Below are 14,431 nucleotides of genomic sequence, written 5' to 3' on the forward strand. Positions count from 1 at the left end.
TCTGTCCCGCCGGGCTGGCAAGCCTCATGTCCCGTTCGGTGTACGGGTATTGACGGCCCGTCGGACGCCATGAATATTTGGACCCAAACAATCCGGCCCGGGTGGAGCGCGGACCGCCCCGGAGGCGAGGAGGCGTCGTGCCGCAGACCCGCGGTTACTTCCACCCCAAGACGGCCACCGGCCGTTCGTCGCTGATCCCCGCGCCACCCTGGCACTACTCCGGTGACCTGCTCACCGTCGAGTACCGCACCGACCCGGAGCGGGTCCGCGAACTCCTGCCCGACCCGCTGGAACCGGCGCCGGACGACCCCGGGGCGGTCGCCCTGATCTGGGCCGACTGGCAGTCCTGCGGCGCCTCCCGGGAGGAACTCCTCGACCCGGTGCGCTCCCAGTACCGGGAGACCTTCGCCGTGGTGCGCTGCTCGTACCAGGGGCGGATCTACTCCCGCTGTGTCTATATCTGGGTGGACCGGGACTTCGCCCTCGCCCGGGGGGTCCACCAGGGCTACCCGAAGAAGCTCGGCTCGATCCATCTCACCCGCACCCATCCGTACGGGCCCGCGCCCCGCCCGGAGCCGGGCGCCCGGCTCGGCGCCACCCTGGCCGCCGCCGACCGCAGACTGGCCCAGGCGGTGGTGACCCTGCGGGAGCCCGCCACGAGCGGCGGCTTCGTCAACGCGCACCCCATGGCCCATCACCGCTGGCTCCCCGCGATCGGCCGGGGCGGCGGCCTCGCCCTCGACGAGCTGATCGAGACCGGCGCGGCCGACATCCAGGCCGGTCCCGCATGGCGCGGCGACGCGGAACTCGACCTCTTCGCCGCCCCCACCGAGGAGTTGGACCGGCTGGAGGTCCGGGAGCCGATCGCCGCCTACTGGCGCCAGGTCGGCGTCGTCTGGGACGGCGGCACCCTCCTGGAGTCCGGCACCTCCGGCGCGCGGACCTGAGTGATGCGGCCCGGGGGGCGGCCCGACCGCCCATCGCCGCGCGAGGGGTGCACTGGATCGCGGGCGCTGATCGCGTCGGTGAGCGGTGCTCTGCATGATGAGCGCCGCTCCGGTCCGTGGATGCCGTCCCGGCACGAGAGCGGTGCTCCGGTCGGCGGGAGTCGCCCTCGTCGCAGAGCACCGATCCCGCCGGTGAGCGGTGCTCCGGGCGGAGAGCGCACCGTCGGTGGGAGAGCGCCGCACCGGTACGTGAGCACTGATCCGCCCGGCCCGCCCCGCCCGGCCCGCCCACCGCGCCCGCCCCGCTTGCCGCACGCAGGCCCCGCTCGCCCCATGCACCCTATGCGCCCCGCGCAGGTCGGGAGCGAGAACCCTTTCCCCCACCCGTTGGAGCAGCCGACATGACGACCCGGCAGACCCTCGTCGCCGATGTGCCCGTCGACACCCGCCACTGGATCGGCGGGCGGCGGGTCGCCTCGGCGCGGACGTTCACCACGACATCGCCCGTCACCGGGGGCCCGCTCGCGGAGATCGCGCGGGGGACCCCCGAGGACGCCGACGCCGCCGTGGCCGCCGCGCAGGAGGCGTTCCCCGGGTGGGCGGCCACCCCCGCCGGGGAGCGCGCCGCCGTGCTGCACGCCGTCGCGGACGCCGTGGAGCGCCGTATCGAGGAGCTGGCCGCCGTCGAGACCCTGGACAACGGCGCGCTGCTGCGCTCGCACCGCCTCGGGGTGATGCCCCGGGTGGCCCAGAACTTCCGCTTCTTCGCCGACCGCCTGCTCGTCCTCGGCCACGAGGACCTCGACACCCGCGGGCACACCAACCGGGTCGCCTGGGACCCGGCCGGCCCCTGTGCGCTGATCACCCCCTGGAACGCGCCCCTGATGCTGGCGACCTGGAAGGTCGCCCCCGCCCTCGCCGCCGGGAACACCGTCGTCCTCAAACCGGCCGAGTGGTCCCCGCTCACCGCCTCCCTCCTCGCCGACCTCACCCAGGAGGCCGGACTGCCGCCCGGGGTCCTCAATGTCCTCCAGGGCCATGGCCCCGAGGCCGGGCACGCCCTGGTCTCCCACCCCGGGGTGCGCAGGATCGGCTTCACCGGCTCCGTTCCCACCGCCCGCCGTATCGCCGCCGCCGCGGCGGCGCACCTGACCCCGCTCAGCCTGGAACTCGGCGGGAAGTCACCGCTGCTGGTCTTCGCCGACGCCGATCCGGACCTCGCCGCCGATCTCGCCGTCGAGCAGTTCGACAACGCCGGCCAGGTCTGTCTCGCCGCCACCCGGATCCTGGTCGAGGAGAGCGTCGCCGAGGACTTCCTCCGCCGTCTCACCGACCGGGCCGCCCGGCTGCGCCAGGGAGATCCACGGCAGGAGACGACGGACATCGGGCCCCTGGTCCACCCCCGGCAGCTGGAACGGGTCGACGGATTCGTCCGGCGCGCGCTGGCGGTCGGGGCGCGGGCCGTCCTCGGCGGCGGCCCGCACACCGGCCTCGGCGGCACGTACTACCGCCCCACCCTGCTCACCGGGGTCGCCCAGGACAGCGAGATCGTCCAGGAGGAGGTCTTCGGGCCGGTGCTGACCCTCCAGACCTTCCGTGACGAGGACGAGGCGGTGCGCCTCGCCAACGACACCCGGTTCGGGCTCGCCGCGACCCTCGCCACCGGGGACCGGGCCCGCGCCGACCGGGTCACCGCCCGGCTGGTCGCCGGGACGGTCTGGGTGAACTGCTTCTTCGTCCGCGATCTGCGGGCGCCCTTCGGCGGCTCCCGCCACTCCGGCGTCGGCCGGGAGGGCGGCGACTGGTCGTTCGACTTCTACTGCGACCTCAAGAACACCGTGACGGCACCGAAGGGGTGGCGGGCCCATGGGTGAGATCGTCGGCGCGGGGCTGCTCTCGCACGTCCCCACCATCGTCCTCCCCGAGAAGAGCCGCCGGGAGCTGAACGAGGGCCGGGAGATCACCCTGGTCACCGGTCTGCGGCGGCTGCGCGAAGAGGTCTTCGAGCGGGACGGCTACGACACCGTGGTGGTGCTGGACTCGCACTGGGCCACCACCGTGGAGTTCGTGATCACCGCCCAGGACCGCCGGGCGGGACTCTTCACCTCCGACGAACTGCCGCGCGGGATGTGCCGGGTGCCCTACGACTATCCGGGCGACCCCGAACTCGCCCGTGCCGTGGCGGGCTTCGCCGAGCGCCATGGCACCTGGATCACCGCCGTGGACGACGCCTTCCTCCCCGTCCACTACGCCACCCTGAACCTCTGGCGCCATCTCGGCGCGGGGCTCCCCGGCAAGCGCTGGGTCTCCGTCGGTGTCTGCCAGACCGGGGACACGGAGGACCATCTGCGGCTCGGCCGGGCGCTCGCCGACGGGATCGCGGCCGTCCCCGGGCGCCGGGTGCTGCTGATCGCCTCCGGGGCCCTCTCGCACACCTTCTGGCCGCTGCGGGAGCTGCGCGACCATGAGTCCAGCGACCCCTCCCACATCTTCTCGCCCGAGGCCCGCGCGGCCGATCTGGAGCGGATCGACTGGTTCGGACGGGGGCGGCACGACCGGGTGCTGCGGACCATGGACCGCTTCGGCGCGGTACGGCCGGAGGCTAAGTTCTTCCACTATCTGATGATGATCGGCGCGCTCGGCGAGGAGCGGTGCACCGCCACCGGCCGGCAGTACGGGGAGTACGAGAACTCCGTCGGCACCGGGCAGGCGCATCTGTGGTTCGACCGGCCCGAGGGCGGCTGGACCGGCGCCCGGCCCGTCACCCCTGACGTGCCCGCCACCCCTGACGCAGCCGACACCCCTGACGCGGCCGACACCCCGCGCACCCGGGATGCCCAGGGCCCCGTATCCTCCGCCGAACAGGAGAGCTGAGATGCCCGAGTACCGCAGGATCCTGCTGGACGGAGCCGTGGTCGAGGCCGTGCGCGAGGGGGACGAGCTGGTCGCGACGGACGGCCGGCGGCTGCCGGCCCGGGACGCCCGCCATCTGCCACCGGTCGTCCCCTCAAAGATCATCGCGGTCCATCTCAACCACCGCAGCCGGATGGCCGAGTTCGGGGCCGAACCGCCGGCCGCGCCGACCTACTTCCACAAGCCGACCACCTCGCTCACCTCCCACGGGGGCGCGGTCGTCCGCCCCCCGGGGTGCTCATGGCTCAACTACGAGGGCGAGATCGCCATCGTCATCGGCCGCACCTGCCGCAATATCGCCCCCGGGGACGCGGCCGGCCATATCGCGGGCTACACCGTCGCCAATGACTTCGGCCTCCATGACTTCCGGGACACCGACGCGGGCTCCATGCTCCGGGTCAAGGGCTCCGACACCCTCTGCCCGCTGGGCCCCGGCCTGGTCACCGACTGGGACTTCCGGGGCAAGCGGCTGCGCACCCATGTCAACGGCGAGGTGGTACAGGACGGTTCCACCGACGAGATGACCTGGGACATGCACTATCTCGTCGCCGACATCGCCCGGACCATCACCCTGCTGCCGGGCGATGTCCTGCTCTCCGGGACCCCGGCGAACTCCCGTCCGGTGCGCCCCGGTGATGTGGTGGAGGTCGAGGTGGAGGGGCTGGGGCGGCTCACCAACCACATCGTCACCGGAGCGGTGCCGGTCCGTACGGATGTGGGGGCGCGGCCCACCGAGTCGGAGGAGGTGCGCTCGACGGCGCTCGGCGGGGACTGGGAGTTCCGGGGGATCCGCCCCCCGCGCCGCTGACACCGCGCCGGGGTGACACCGCGTCGTTGACAGCGTGCCGCCGACACGCGCCGCCGGCACCGTGCGGCCCGGACACCCCACCCCGTACGCCCGGATGCCCGTACACCCGTACGGTTCAGGCGCCGTCCCCGGTGGCCGGTCCCCTGGCCCGGCGTCCGCTGCGGCGCGGCACCGGCGGCGCCCCGTCCAGCAGTTCGGCCCGGCGCTCCTCGCCATGGGCCTCGATCTGGACCACCACCCGGCGCAGCGCGTTCGCCGTGCGCCTGCACTCCTCGTCGCTGAGCTGTCCGGCGACGAAGACCTCCTCGTCGTTGAACTCCGGGAACAGGCCGCGCATCAGCTCCTCTCCGTCGTCGGTGAGGGCCAGCAGCACCCGGCGGCCGTCCGACGGGTGTTCGGTGCGCCGGACCAGCCCGCGTGACTCCAGGGTGCGGGCGACACCGGTCAGCGTCCCCTTCGAGATGCCCGCCTCCGCGGCCACCAGCCGGGTCTCCATCTCGCCCCAGATCCAAACCGCCCAGAGCACCACAAAGCCGGTCCAGGTCAGATCGGAGCCGCGCAGCACGGAGTTCTCCACATGCTGGCGCACGGCTGCCGCCGCCCGGTGGATATTGCCGACCATGGCCATCTGGTCGTGCCGGATGGGCGTGTCGCCCAGCTTGGCCCGGATCATTTGCTCGGTCTCGGCGATGGGGCGCTGACCAGGCACGGACCCTCCTTCGCTGGGACCCCGGCGGCGCGGCCGGAGTCGTTCCGGAGCAGAGTCTAGGTCGCCGCCCCCGCCGGGCCGGGCCGAGGGTGGGCGCACCGGGGTCTTCCGGCGGGGAAGGTCCGTGCTCAGGGTGGGCGGACGGGTTCCCCGGTGAATTTTGGATGCAAACGAATCGGTCCGCACCCGGGAATGGGGCCCGGCCCCGCCGACGGAAATCCGGCCGACTCACCGGTATCCGGGGGCGGTTCACCCAGCGGCGCGGGAATTCCCGTTCGCGTACGCGGGAAAGGGCCGGACATCGGTACGGGACCCGGAAACCGGTACGGGACCCGGAAACCGGTACGGGACCCGGAAAACGGTGCGGCGGCGATCCCGGCGGCGTTTCCGGGACGGTCCCGGACGGTCCCGGACGGCCCCGGAAACGGAGAACCCCGGCCGGTGGAACCCGGCCGGGGTCGGTGCTCCGAGCGGCTCCCCCGTCGGCCGCTCCGAGCGATCGGACGCTCTGTGCGCTCGGGCTCCGTCGGTGCGGACGCTCCGTGCGCTCAAGCTCTCCGTGTATGCGGACGCGCTGTGCGTTCAGGCGCGCCGAGGGCTCACCAGGCGGGCGGCCCGTGCCTCCTTCTCCGCCTCCTGCCACAAGCGGCGCAGCATCCGGGCCCGCTCGGCCGGGCGCATCCGGGAGATCGCGATCTCCGCGCAGGCGACACCGTCCGCCCAGGGCATGGTCATCATCGTCCGCTGGCGCGGGATCGCCGCCAGCGGGCCGGCCGGACCGGCCGCGTGGTGCCGCTCGGCCGCCCGCGACTCGGTGGCGGCGGCCCGCGCGTCCGCCCGCTGCTTCTGCTGCTGAGGGCTGAGGCGGGACAGATTCCGCACATGGACCACCTTGCGGCGGCCCGCGAGCAGGTCGGCCTGGAGCTCGGGCCCCAGTTCCAGCACGGAGAGCTTGGAGGAGATGGTCGACTGGGCGATCCCGAGCCGCTTGGCGGCCTTGTTCTGGGAGCCGTAGAACTCGACCAGCTTCTTCAGGGCGTACGCCTGCTCCAGGGGGTTCATGTCATCACGGTGCACATTTGCGACAAAGGCGGCTTCGAGCAGCGAGCGATCGGTGGAGACCAGCGCGTCGTCCACGCTGACCCGGACCCGGGGCAGCGAGGCGCGGCGGGCGGCCTCCAGCCGCCGGTGGCCGTCGACCACGATGTACCGGGCGTCGGGCGCGATCTCCGCCGCCCGTGAGGGCCGTTCCTGTACGTACGCCTCGACCGAGGCGACGGTGATGGCGTTGACGAGACCGATCTCACGGATGCTGGTCGTCAGCGGTTCCAGGTCTCGCAGTGCTTCGCGTGGATTGTCAGGGTTCTGACCGATCCAGCTCAGTGGCAACTCCGACGGATGCTTGAGAGAGGCGTCGGAGCGGGTCTGTCCAAGCGTCGTGGACATCTCTGAGGACATGCTGATGGAACCCTTCCTCTTGCCTGCCACCCGGTTTCCCCGCGTTCCAGCCGGGCAGAATGGCAGACTTACAGGAACTACCGGCCACAGCCTGGCCATGCCCTTGCCACTCGCTTGCCACACGGCAGGCGATTGCAGAGGATGCAGACATGACCGATGGGGGAATGAGATTTCGCGTCCTGGGAGGGCTGGAGTGGCACCGCCGTGGAGTTCCGCTCCAGATCGGCCGGCGGCGGGAAAGACTGCTGCTCGGTCTGTTGCTGCTCGACATCAACCGGGTCGTTCCGGCGCACCGGCTGATCGACCTGCTCTGGGACGACGGTGAGCCGCCGGCCTCCGCCCTCGGCAGCCTTCAGGTCCATGTCTCGCGGCTGCGCGGACGTTTCCAGCAGGCCGGGGCGGCCGACCACGGCTTCTCGCTGGCAAGAGCCAGCGGCGGCTATCTCGTCGAGGGCGACGCGCTCGCCGTCGACCTGCACCGTTTCCGCTCCCGGCTCCAGCGCGCGGAGCGCACCGGAGACCCCGCCGAGCGGCTGAGGATCATCGAGGCGGCCCATGCCGACTGGGGCGGCCCCGTGCTCGCGGGCACCGCGTCCGACACCCTGGTGCGCCGTCTCGGCACCGGCTTCGACGAGCTGCACCTCTCCGCGGTCACCCAGCGCGCCGAGGCCCGGCTCGCCCTCGGACAGCTCGGCCTGGTCCTGGAGGAGCTGGCCCGCGCCACCGCCGAACACCCGCACCACGAGCGGCTCGCCATGCTCCGGATGATCGCGCTCTACCGCGCCGACCACCGCGGCGAAGCCCTGGAGGTCTACCAGGAGGTCCGTACCCGGCTCGCCGAGGAGCTGGGCCTCGACCCCGGTGACGATCTGCGCCGCGTCCATGAACTCGTGCTGCGCGCCGCGCCCGAGCTGCGTGACCCCGCCGTACTGCCGGGCCGCCCGGTGGCCCGTCCGTCGCTCGTCACCCCGGCCCCGCCCGCCGGTCCGTACCCGGCGGACCCCCCGCCGCCCGCGCCGCTCCAGGACGAGCACGCCGCCCCGGTGGCCCCCGAGCCCCCGGGTGCCCCGCCCGTGGGGGTGCCCTCGCCCCGGGTCTCGCCGGAACAGGACCCCGAACCCGCGCCCCTGCCCCCGGAGTCCTACGACGACCCCGGCGCCTCCCATGTCCGCAACATCTCCCGTACCGGCGCCTTCATCGGCCGCGCCCAGGAGCTGGAGGAGCTGACGATGCTCGCCGCGGGCGCCCGCGGCGGCTCCGGCGTGGTCATGATCGTGGGACCGGCCGGCAGCGGGAAGACCGCGCTGGCCCTCCAGTGGTGCCGCACCGCCGACGTGGCCTTCCCCGACGGACAGCTCTTCCTCGATCTGCGCGGTCACAGCGACGAGCGCCCCATGGCCGCCAAGGAGGCCCTCTCCGGGCTGCTGCGCGGTCTCGGGATCTCGTACCAGGACATCCCCTGCGACATCCCCACCATGACCGAGCTGTACCAGCGCACCCTGGCCACCCGCCGGGTCCTCATCGTCCTCGACAACGCCGAGTCCGCCGACCAGGTGCGGCAATTACTGCCGTACGAGTCGGGCTGTCTCGCCCTGGTCACCAGCCGCAACCGGCTGGGCGCCCTCATCGTCAGCCATGGCGCGGCGATGCTCCCGCTGCGCCCCCTCGCCTCCGACGAGGCCGAGGAGCTGGTCCGCTCGGTGGTGGGCAGGACCCGTGCGGAGGCCGAGCCCGAGGCACTCGCCGACCTGGTCGCCATCTGCGGCCGTTCCCCGCTGGCCCTGCGGATCGCGGCGGCCAACCTCGCGCTGCGCCCGGACTTCCGGATCGCCGACCATGTGACGGACCTCCGCTCCGGCAACCCGCTGGAGAGCCTGGCCGTCGCGGGCGACCCCGACTCCGCGGTCCGCCGCGCCTTCGAGCTGTCCTACCGACGGCTCGACCCGGCCGCCGCCGAGGCGTTCCGGCTGCTCGGCCTGCTCCCGGGGCCGGTCACCACCGTCGCCGCCGTCACCGCCCTGTGGGGGCGCTCGGTCGGCTCCCCGCTGCCCCTCCTCGACCGGCTCTTCGCCGAGCACCTGGTGGAGCGCACCGGGCCGGAGCGGCTGCGGCTGCACGATCTGATCTGGTGGTACGCCCGGCTGCTGGCCGACGCCGAGAAGACCGGGCCGGAGCGGCGCGAGGCCCGGCACCGGCTGCTCCGCTGGTACGCCGCCTCCGCGGACGCCGCCGCCCGCAGCCTCTATCCGCAGATACTGCGACTGGAGGTGGAGCCCGCCTGGGAGTCGGCCCGGCCGGAGACCTTCGAGGCCCCGCAGCAGGCCGCCGAGTGGTTCGACGCCGAACACGTCGACCTGGTCAAGCTGATCGAGAAGGAGGCCGCCCGCCGTGAGCCGTCCCCGGTGGTCTGGGTCCTCGCCGACACCCTCCGCGGCTACTTCTGGCTCCGCCGCCACGCCGACCTGTGGATCGGCGTGGCCCGTGCCGCCCTGCGCGCGGCGCGGGGGGCCGGCGACTTCCGGGGACAGGCCGCCGCCCATCAGAGCCTGGGTCTCGCCACCTTCACCCGGGGCGATCTGGAGCTGAGCCGGGGCCACTTCGAGCAGGCCATCGAGCTGGCCCGGCGCGCCGACTGGGGAGTGTGCGAATCGGTAGCCCTCTCCAACCTCGCCGGGGTCTCGGCCGATCTGGGGCTGCTCAGCCAGGCCGCCGAGTACTACGACCAGTCCATCACCATCGACCGCAGGCTCCAGCGCACCCCGCACCAGCCGCTCCAGGGGCTGAGCGAGGTCCTCTACGGCATGGGCAGGCTCCGTGAGGCGGAGCGCCTCTGCCGCCGGGCGCTGGCGCTCTCCCGGAAGATCTCCGCACCCGACAGCATCGCCCGGATCGGTACCACCCTCGCGCTGATCTCGGTCGATCTGGGGGAGCTGGAGACCGCCCACGACCTGGCGACCGCCTCCCGCAAGGGCTTCCAGGACATCGGCAATCTCGCGGGCGAGGCCGAGGCGGTCTGCGCCCTCGCGATGATCGCCGCCGAGGGGGGCGACGGCCAGACGGCGCTCCGCTCCGGGCTGCTCGCCTGCCGGCTGAGCCGCAAGGCCAACCGCCCCCGGCTCAAGCTGGACGCCATGCTGGTGATGGGCCACGCCCGCTATCAGCTCGCCCAGTACGAGCGCGCCTATGAGCACTTCCGGGTCGCCCGCAGGACCGCCGAGGAGATCGGCTATCTCAAGGGCCGCACCATGGCGCTGCTCGGACTCGGGGTCTGCGCCGCGCGGTTCGGCCGCCCGCTGGAGGCGCTCTGCCACGCGGGCGCGGCCCTCGCCCTCGCCCAGGAGTCCCAGTTGCGGCTGCTGGAGGGGCAGGCCCAGTCGGTGATCGCGCTGGCCCATGCCTCCCGGGGCGACCTTGCCGCCGCCGGGCGGGCCGGGCGGCAGGCCGAGGCCATCCACCGGGCGACCGGCTACCGGCCGGTGCACTCGCCGTACGCGGGCCCGGTGGGCGGCGGACTCAACGCGGCCGAGCGGTACGACGTGTTCCGCGCCTGGCAGGCCACCGCCGAGGTGGAGACCGAGGTCGAGCGGCTCGCCCAGTCCTGAGCGGGCTGAGCCGGCTGAGCCGGTCGGTCCGGTCGGGCCGGTCGAGTCGCACGGTCTTCGGCCCCGACCCCGCCGGAGCGGCGGAACCGTTCCCCCGCCGGACGGCGGGAAGCGGTGGTTCCGGTGACGGTCCGTCCGTGTCGCTGTTGGGCCGAACGGGTGAAGGGGGCGAAGATAGGCGTATGAGTAGGTACGAGAGGTACGACGTCACCGACGAGCAGTGGGAGGGTCTCGCCCAGGTCGTTCCGCTGCGCGGACGCAACGAGTGGCCGTCGAGGGTCGATCACGGCGCCGTCCCCCCGGCGCCCATGGAGCAGCGCCGGATGGTCGTGCTGCGGGTGAGTGTCTTCTCCGACGCCCGCGATGTCGCCGAGTACCTGATCGCACGGATCCCGGTCCTGCTCGACCTCACCGGCGCCGATGCCGATGTGGCCAAGCGGATCCTGGACTTCAGCAGCGGGGTCGTCTTCGGTCTGGGCAGCGGGATGCACCGGGTCGACCGCAATGTCTTCCTGCTCGCGCCGGAGGGCATGGAGGTCGACGGGGTCACGGGCGACCCCGACACCCTCACCCGGGCGCTGCGCCGCTCCTGAACCCCCGGGCCACCGGCCCCTGCCCCACCGGCCCCTGCCCTGCTGAGCCCCCGACCCCTGAGCCCCCGACCCCTGAGTGACCACCGGCCCCGGGCCCACCGGACTCCGGCCCCGGGCCGCCGCGCTCGCCGGGCCCCGTTCCCCCTGGCGCGCGGGGCCGGCGGGCGGGAATGTCGGTGGCCGGTGGTAGACCTGATGCCGTGACGGACACGAATGATCTGGCCGGGCTCCAGCGCCGGCTCGCCGACTTCGCGGTGGCGCGCGACTGGGGCCGGTTCCACACCCCGAAGAACCTGGCGACGGCGCTCGGCGTCGAGACGGCCGAACTGGCGGAGATCTTCCAGTGGCTGACGCCGGAGGAGTCGGCGCGGGTGATGGACGACGAGGCGACCGCGTTCCGGGTGCGGGACGAGGTCGCCGATGTGCTCGCGTATCTCCTCCAGTTCTGCGCGGCGCTCGGGGTGGACCCGCTCGACGCCCTCTCCGACAAGATCGATCGGAATGAGAAACGCTTCCCGGTGACGTGAGTTCGAGGTGGGAACAGGGTGATTTCGGACTCCGAGACTCCACTGATCAAGGGATTGTCACTCTATGGAGTCAACGGGTGATCAACTTCCCCCTTGCTGCCCACAAATTTCCGAATTCCTCTGGCGTTTGGGCTCAATTGGCCTCACTCTGGGTAATGAACTGAGTGGGCAGTATGTCGTACGAACGGGGGCGACGATGGACGCGGAGCGACTCATCCTCGCGAGCCGGCGCGGGCTGGCGCAGAGCAGGGCCGTGCCGGAGATCGTGGCCGAGTCCTGGCAGGCCCAGGCGCTCGCCCAGGCGATCGGTGGCCGGCTCGCCGTGTACGGCCCGCTGGAGCTGCGCGGCGAGGCCCGGGGCCTCGTCGAGACCGGCGCCCGGGGCATCGGCGCGCTGGACCGCCCCGGGCTGCGCAGCGGCGGCATCCGGGCCGCCCGGCTCTCCGGTGTGGCCGACGCGCGCGAGACCCTGCTCGCCCTCGGCGCGCTCCTGGTCGATGTGGGCATGGCCCTGGTCTCGGTCGCCTGCGGCACCGACGACGAGGGGCTCTACTGGCAGTGCGTCGAGGCGATCGACGCGGCCGACGAGGCCACCGACCGGGTGCGCGGAATGCTGCGCCGGCTTGCCGCCCGGGAGGCCGGGCGGCCCCCCGACAGCAGCCGGGGGAGAGCGGGACCCGCCCGGGGCGCCCCCGCCCCGGCCCGCCCCCCGGGACCCGCCGCCCGCCCGGAGCCCCGCCCGGTGGAGGCCCGGGCGGTGGAGCCGCGCACCGGACCCGCCCCGGCCCCCGGCCCGGCCCCCGCTTCCGGACTGCCCGGTACCCGCGCCTCCGTCGTGGCCTGCGGCGCCGTCCGCACCGCCACCGCGCTCGGAGTCCCCGACGCCCGGGAGCGCGCCGCCCCGCCCCCCTGACCCCGCCCGGGGGCGGGGCGCGGCCCCGGGGCCGACGGTGCAGGATGGGACCCATGGATCTGCGTATCTTCACCGAGCCCCAGCAGGGGGCGAGCTACGACACCCTGCTCACCGTCGCCAAGGCCACCGAGGACCTCGGCTTCGACGCCTTCTTCCGTTCCGACCACTATCTGGCCATGGGCTCCGCCGACGGCCTCCCCGGCCCCACCGACGCCTGGATCACCCTGGCCGGGCTGGCCCGCGAGACCCGCCGCATCCGCCTCGGCACCCTGATGACCGCCGGCACCTTCCGCCTCCCCGGCGTCCTCGCCATCCAGGTCGCCCAGGTCGACCAGATGTCCGGCGGCCGGATCGAGCTGGGCCTCGGCGCCGGCTGGTTCGAGGAGGAGCACACCGCCTACGGCATCCCCTTCCCCCCGGAGAAGTTCGCCCGGCTGGAGGAGCAGCTGGCGATCGTCACCGGCCTCTGGGAGACCCCGGCCGGCGACACCTTCTCGTACGAGGGCACCCACTACCGGCTCACCGACTCGCCCGCGCTGCCCAAGCCCGCGCAGCAGCGGATCCCGGTACTGATCGGCGGCCACGGCGCCACCCGTACCCCCCGGCTCGCCGCCCGCTACGCCAGTGAGTTCAATATCCCCTTCGCCTCCATCGAGGACACCGAGCGCCAGTTCGGCCGGGTACGGGCCGCCGCCGAGGCCATCGGCCGCCCCGCCGACGACCTCGTCTACTCCAACGCGCTGGTGGTCTGTGTCGGCAAGGACGAGGCCGATATCGCCCGCCGCGCCGCCGCCATCGGCCGGGAGGTCGACGAGCTGCGGACCAACGGCCTCGCCGGATCCCCCGCCGAGGTGGTCGACAAGATCGGCCGGTACGCGGCCACCGGATCGTCGCGGATCTATCTCCAGATCCTCGACCTGGACGACCTGGACCACCTGGAGCTGATCTCCTCCCAGGTCCAGTCCCAGCTGGGCTGAGGCCGTGCGGCCCCGCCGTCCGCTCGCCGACGCGCTCGGCACCCCACCGGCCCCCGGGTTCCGGGTCCTGGACGGCGGGCTCTCGCGGGAACTCGCCGCCCGGGGGCACGACCTCTCCGGCGCGCTCTGGACCGCACGGCTGCTCCGCGACGATCCCGCCGCGATAACCGCCGCCCACACCGCCTGTGTCCGGGCCGGGGCCCAGGTCGTCATCACCGCCTCCTACCAGGCCAGCCATGAGGGCTTCGGCCGGGCCGGGGCCGACCGCCGGGAGGCCGGCGCGCTCTTCGCCCGCGCCGTGGAGCTGGCCCGTGCGGCCGCCGACGCCGCACCCCAGGAGGTCTGGGTGGCCGCCTCGGTCGGCCCCTATGGCGCGGTCCGCGCCGACGGCGGCGAGTACCGGGGCCGGTACGGGCTCTCCGTCCGCGCGCTGGAACGTTTCCACCGGCCGAGGATCGAGGCCCTGGCGGCGGCCGGCCCCGATGTGCTGGCCCTGGAGACCGTCCCCGACCGGGACGAGGCCGAGGCGCTGCTCAGGGCGGCCGAGGGCTGCGGCATCCCGCTCTGGCTCTCGTACACCGTCAGCGGCGGGCGCACCCGGGCCGGTCAGCCGCTGGCCGACGCCTATGCCCCGCTGGCCGGGCGGGACCAGGTCATCGCGGCGGGGGCGAACTGCTGTGCCCCCGAGGACGCCGGGGCGGCCGTGGCGGCGGCGGTGGGGGCCACCGGCCTGCCCGCCGTCGTCTACCCCAACAGCGGGGAACGGTGGGACGCCACCGCCCGGGAGTACACCGGCCCGGTCCGCTACGGCCCCGCGCGGGCGCCCGGGTGGGCCCGGGAGTGGGCGGCGGCCGGGGCCCGGCTGATCGGCGGCTGCTGCCGGGTCGGCTCCGACACCGTCGCCGCGCTGGCCCGTGCGGGCAGCGGGGCGGGCCGACAACCATGACGAGTGCGGTACGGGCCGACGCGCCACCGGACCGCCCA

At 73.8% G+C, this 14,431-nt stretch carries 11 protein-coding genes and 1 pseudogene; 10 read left to right on the plus strand and 2 right to left on the minus strand.

All coding sequences use genetic code 11. From position 1 onward, the window contains the following. Window positions 1-137: 137 nt before the first annotated feature. The 4 genes from ABT354_RS32400 to ABT354_RS32415 all read left to right on the plus strand — a co-directional run bounded on the left by ABT354_RS32400 (window position 138) and on the right by ABT354_RS32415 (window position 4,668). A complete protein-coding gene (locus ABT354_RS32400; protein WP_351500437.1) occupies window positions 138-947 on the plus strand; it encodes an acetoacetate decarboxylase family protein in 810 nt (269 codons plus the stop codon). A gap of 401 nt (window positions 948-1,348) precedes the next feature. After that, entirely contained in the window at window positions 1,349-2,821 is a 1,473-nt protein-coding gene (locus tag ABT354_RS32405; RefSeq protein ID WP_351500439.1) for an aldehyde dehydrogenase, read from the plus strand. After that, window positions 2,814-3,821 carry a 3,4-dihydroxyphenylacetate 2,3-dioxygenase gene (locus ABT354_RS32410; RefSeq protein ID WP_351500441.1) on the plus strand — a complete coding sequence of 336 codons (1,008 nt, stop codon included), beginning with the start codon at window positions 2,814-2,816 and terminating at the stop codon, window positions 3,819-3,821. The genes ABT354_RS32405 and ABT354_RS32410 overlap by 8 nt, the downstream gene beginning before the upstream one ends. Before the next feature lies 1 nt (window position 3,822). After that, window positions 3,823-4,668 carry a fumarylacetoacetate hydrolase family protein gene (locus ABT354_RS32415; RefSeq protein WP_351500443.1) on the plus strand — a complete coding sequence of 282 codons (846 nt, stop codon included), beginning with the start codon at window positions 3,823-3,825 and terminating at the stop codon, window positions 4,666-4,668. A gap of 115 nt (window positions 4,669-4,783) precedes the next feature. Here the strand turns inward: ABT354_RS32415 and ABT354_RS32420 are convergent, their stop codons facing one another. Next, complete coding sequence (locus ABT354_RS32420) at window positions 4,784-5,377, minus strand: MarR family winged helix-turn-helix transcriptional regulator (RefSeq protein ID WP_351500445.1); 594 nt, start codon at window positions 5,375-5,377, stop codon at window positions 4,784-4,786. A 582-nt stretch (window positions 5,378-5,959) separates the two neighbouring features. Then, window positions 5,960-6,823: a ParB/RepB/Spo0J family partition protein gene (locus ABT354_RS32425; RefSeq protein WP_351500447.1), complete on the minus strand. Its 864-nt coding sequence runs from the start codon at window positions 6,821-6,823 to the stop codon at window positions 5,960-5,962. A gap of 161 nt (window positions 6,824-6,984) precedes the next feature. Here ABT354_RS32425 and ABT354_RS32430 point away from each other — a divergent pair, with 161 nt between their 5' ends. From ABT354_RS32430 to mmuM, 6 genes and pseudogenes are all read left to right on the plus strand, one after another. Beyond that, window positions 6,985-10,437 carry an AfsR/SARP family transcriptional regulator gene (locus ABT354_RS32430; protein ID WP_351500450.1) on the plus strand — a complete coding sequence of 1,151 codons (3,453 nt, stop codon included), beginning with the start codon at window positions 6,985-6,987 and terminating at the stop codon, window positions 10,435-10,437. A gap of 182 nt (window positions 10,438-10,619) precedes the next feature. Continuing rightward, entirely contained in the window at window positions 10,620-11,030 is a 411-nt protein-coding gene (locus tag ABT354_RS32435; RefSeq protein ID WP_351500452.1) for a cell division protein SepF, read from the plus strand. Between the two features lie 170 nt (window positions 11,031-11,200). Then, window positions 11,201-11,557: a nucleotide pyrophosphohydrolase gene (locus ABT354_RS32440; RefSeq protein ID WP_351500454.1), complete on the plus strand. Its 357-nt coding sequence runs from the start codon at window positions 11,201-11,203 to the stop codon at window positions 11,555-11,557. 196 nt (window positions 11,558-11,753) lie between these two features. Beyond that, window positions 11,754-12,257, plus strand: a pseudogene (locus ABT354_RS32445) (DUF6099 family protein); the annotation flags it as partial. A gap of 266 nt (window positions 12,258-12,523) precedes the next feature. Next, window positions 12,524-13,447, plus strand: coding sequence for an LLM class F420-dependent oxidoreductase (locus tag ABT354_RS32450; RefSeq protein WP_351500456.1), 924 nt, complete (start codon window positions 12,524-12,526; stop codon window positions 13,445-13,447). Between the two features lie 4 nt (window positions 13,448-13,451). Beyond that, window positions 13,452-14,393 carry a homocysteine S-methyltransferase gene (gene mmuM / locus ABT354_RS32455; RefSeq protein ID WP_351500458.1) on the plus strand — a complete coding sequence of 314 codons (942 nt, stop codon included), beginning with the start codon at window positions 13,452-13,454 and terminating at the stop codon, window positions 14,391-14,393. The last annotated feature ends 38 nt before the right edge of the window (window positions 14,394-14,431 follow it).

The organism is Streptomyces sp. NPDC000594 (assembly GCF_040299965.1).
GTDB lineage: Bacteria > Actinomycetota > Actinomycetes > Streptomycetales > Streptomycetaceae > Streptomyces.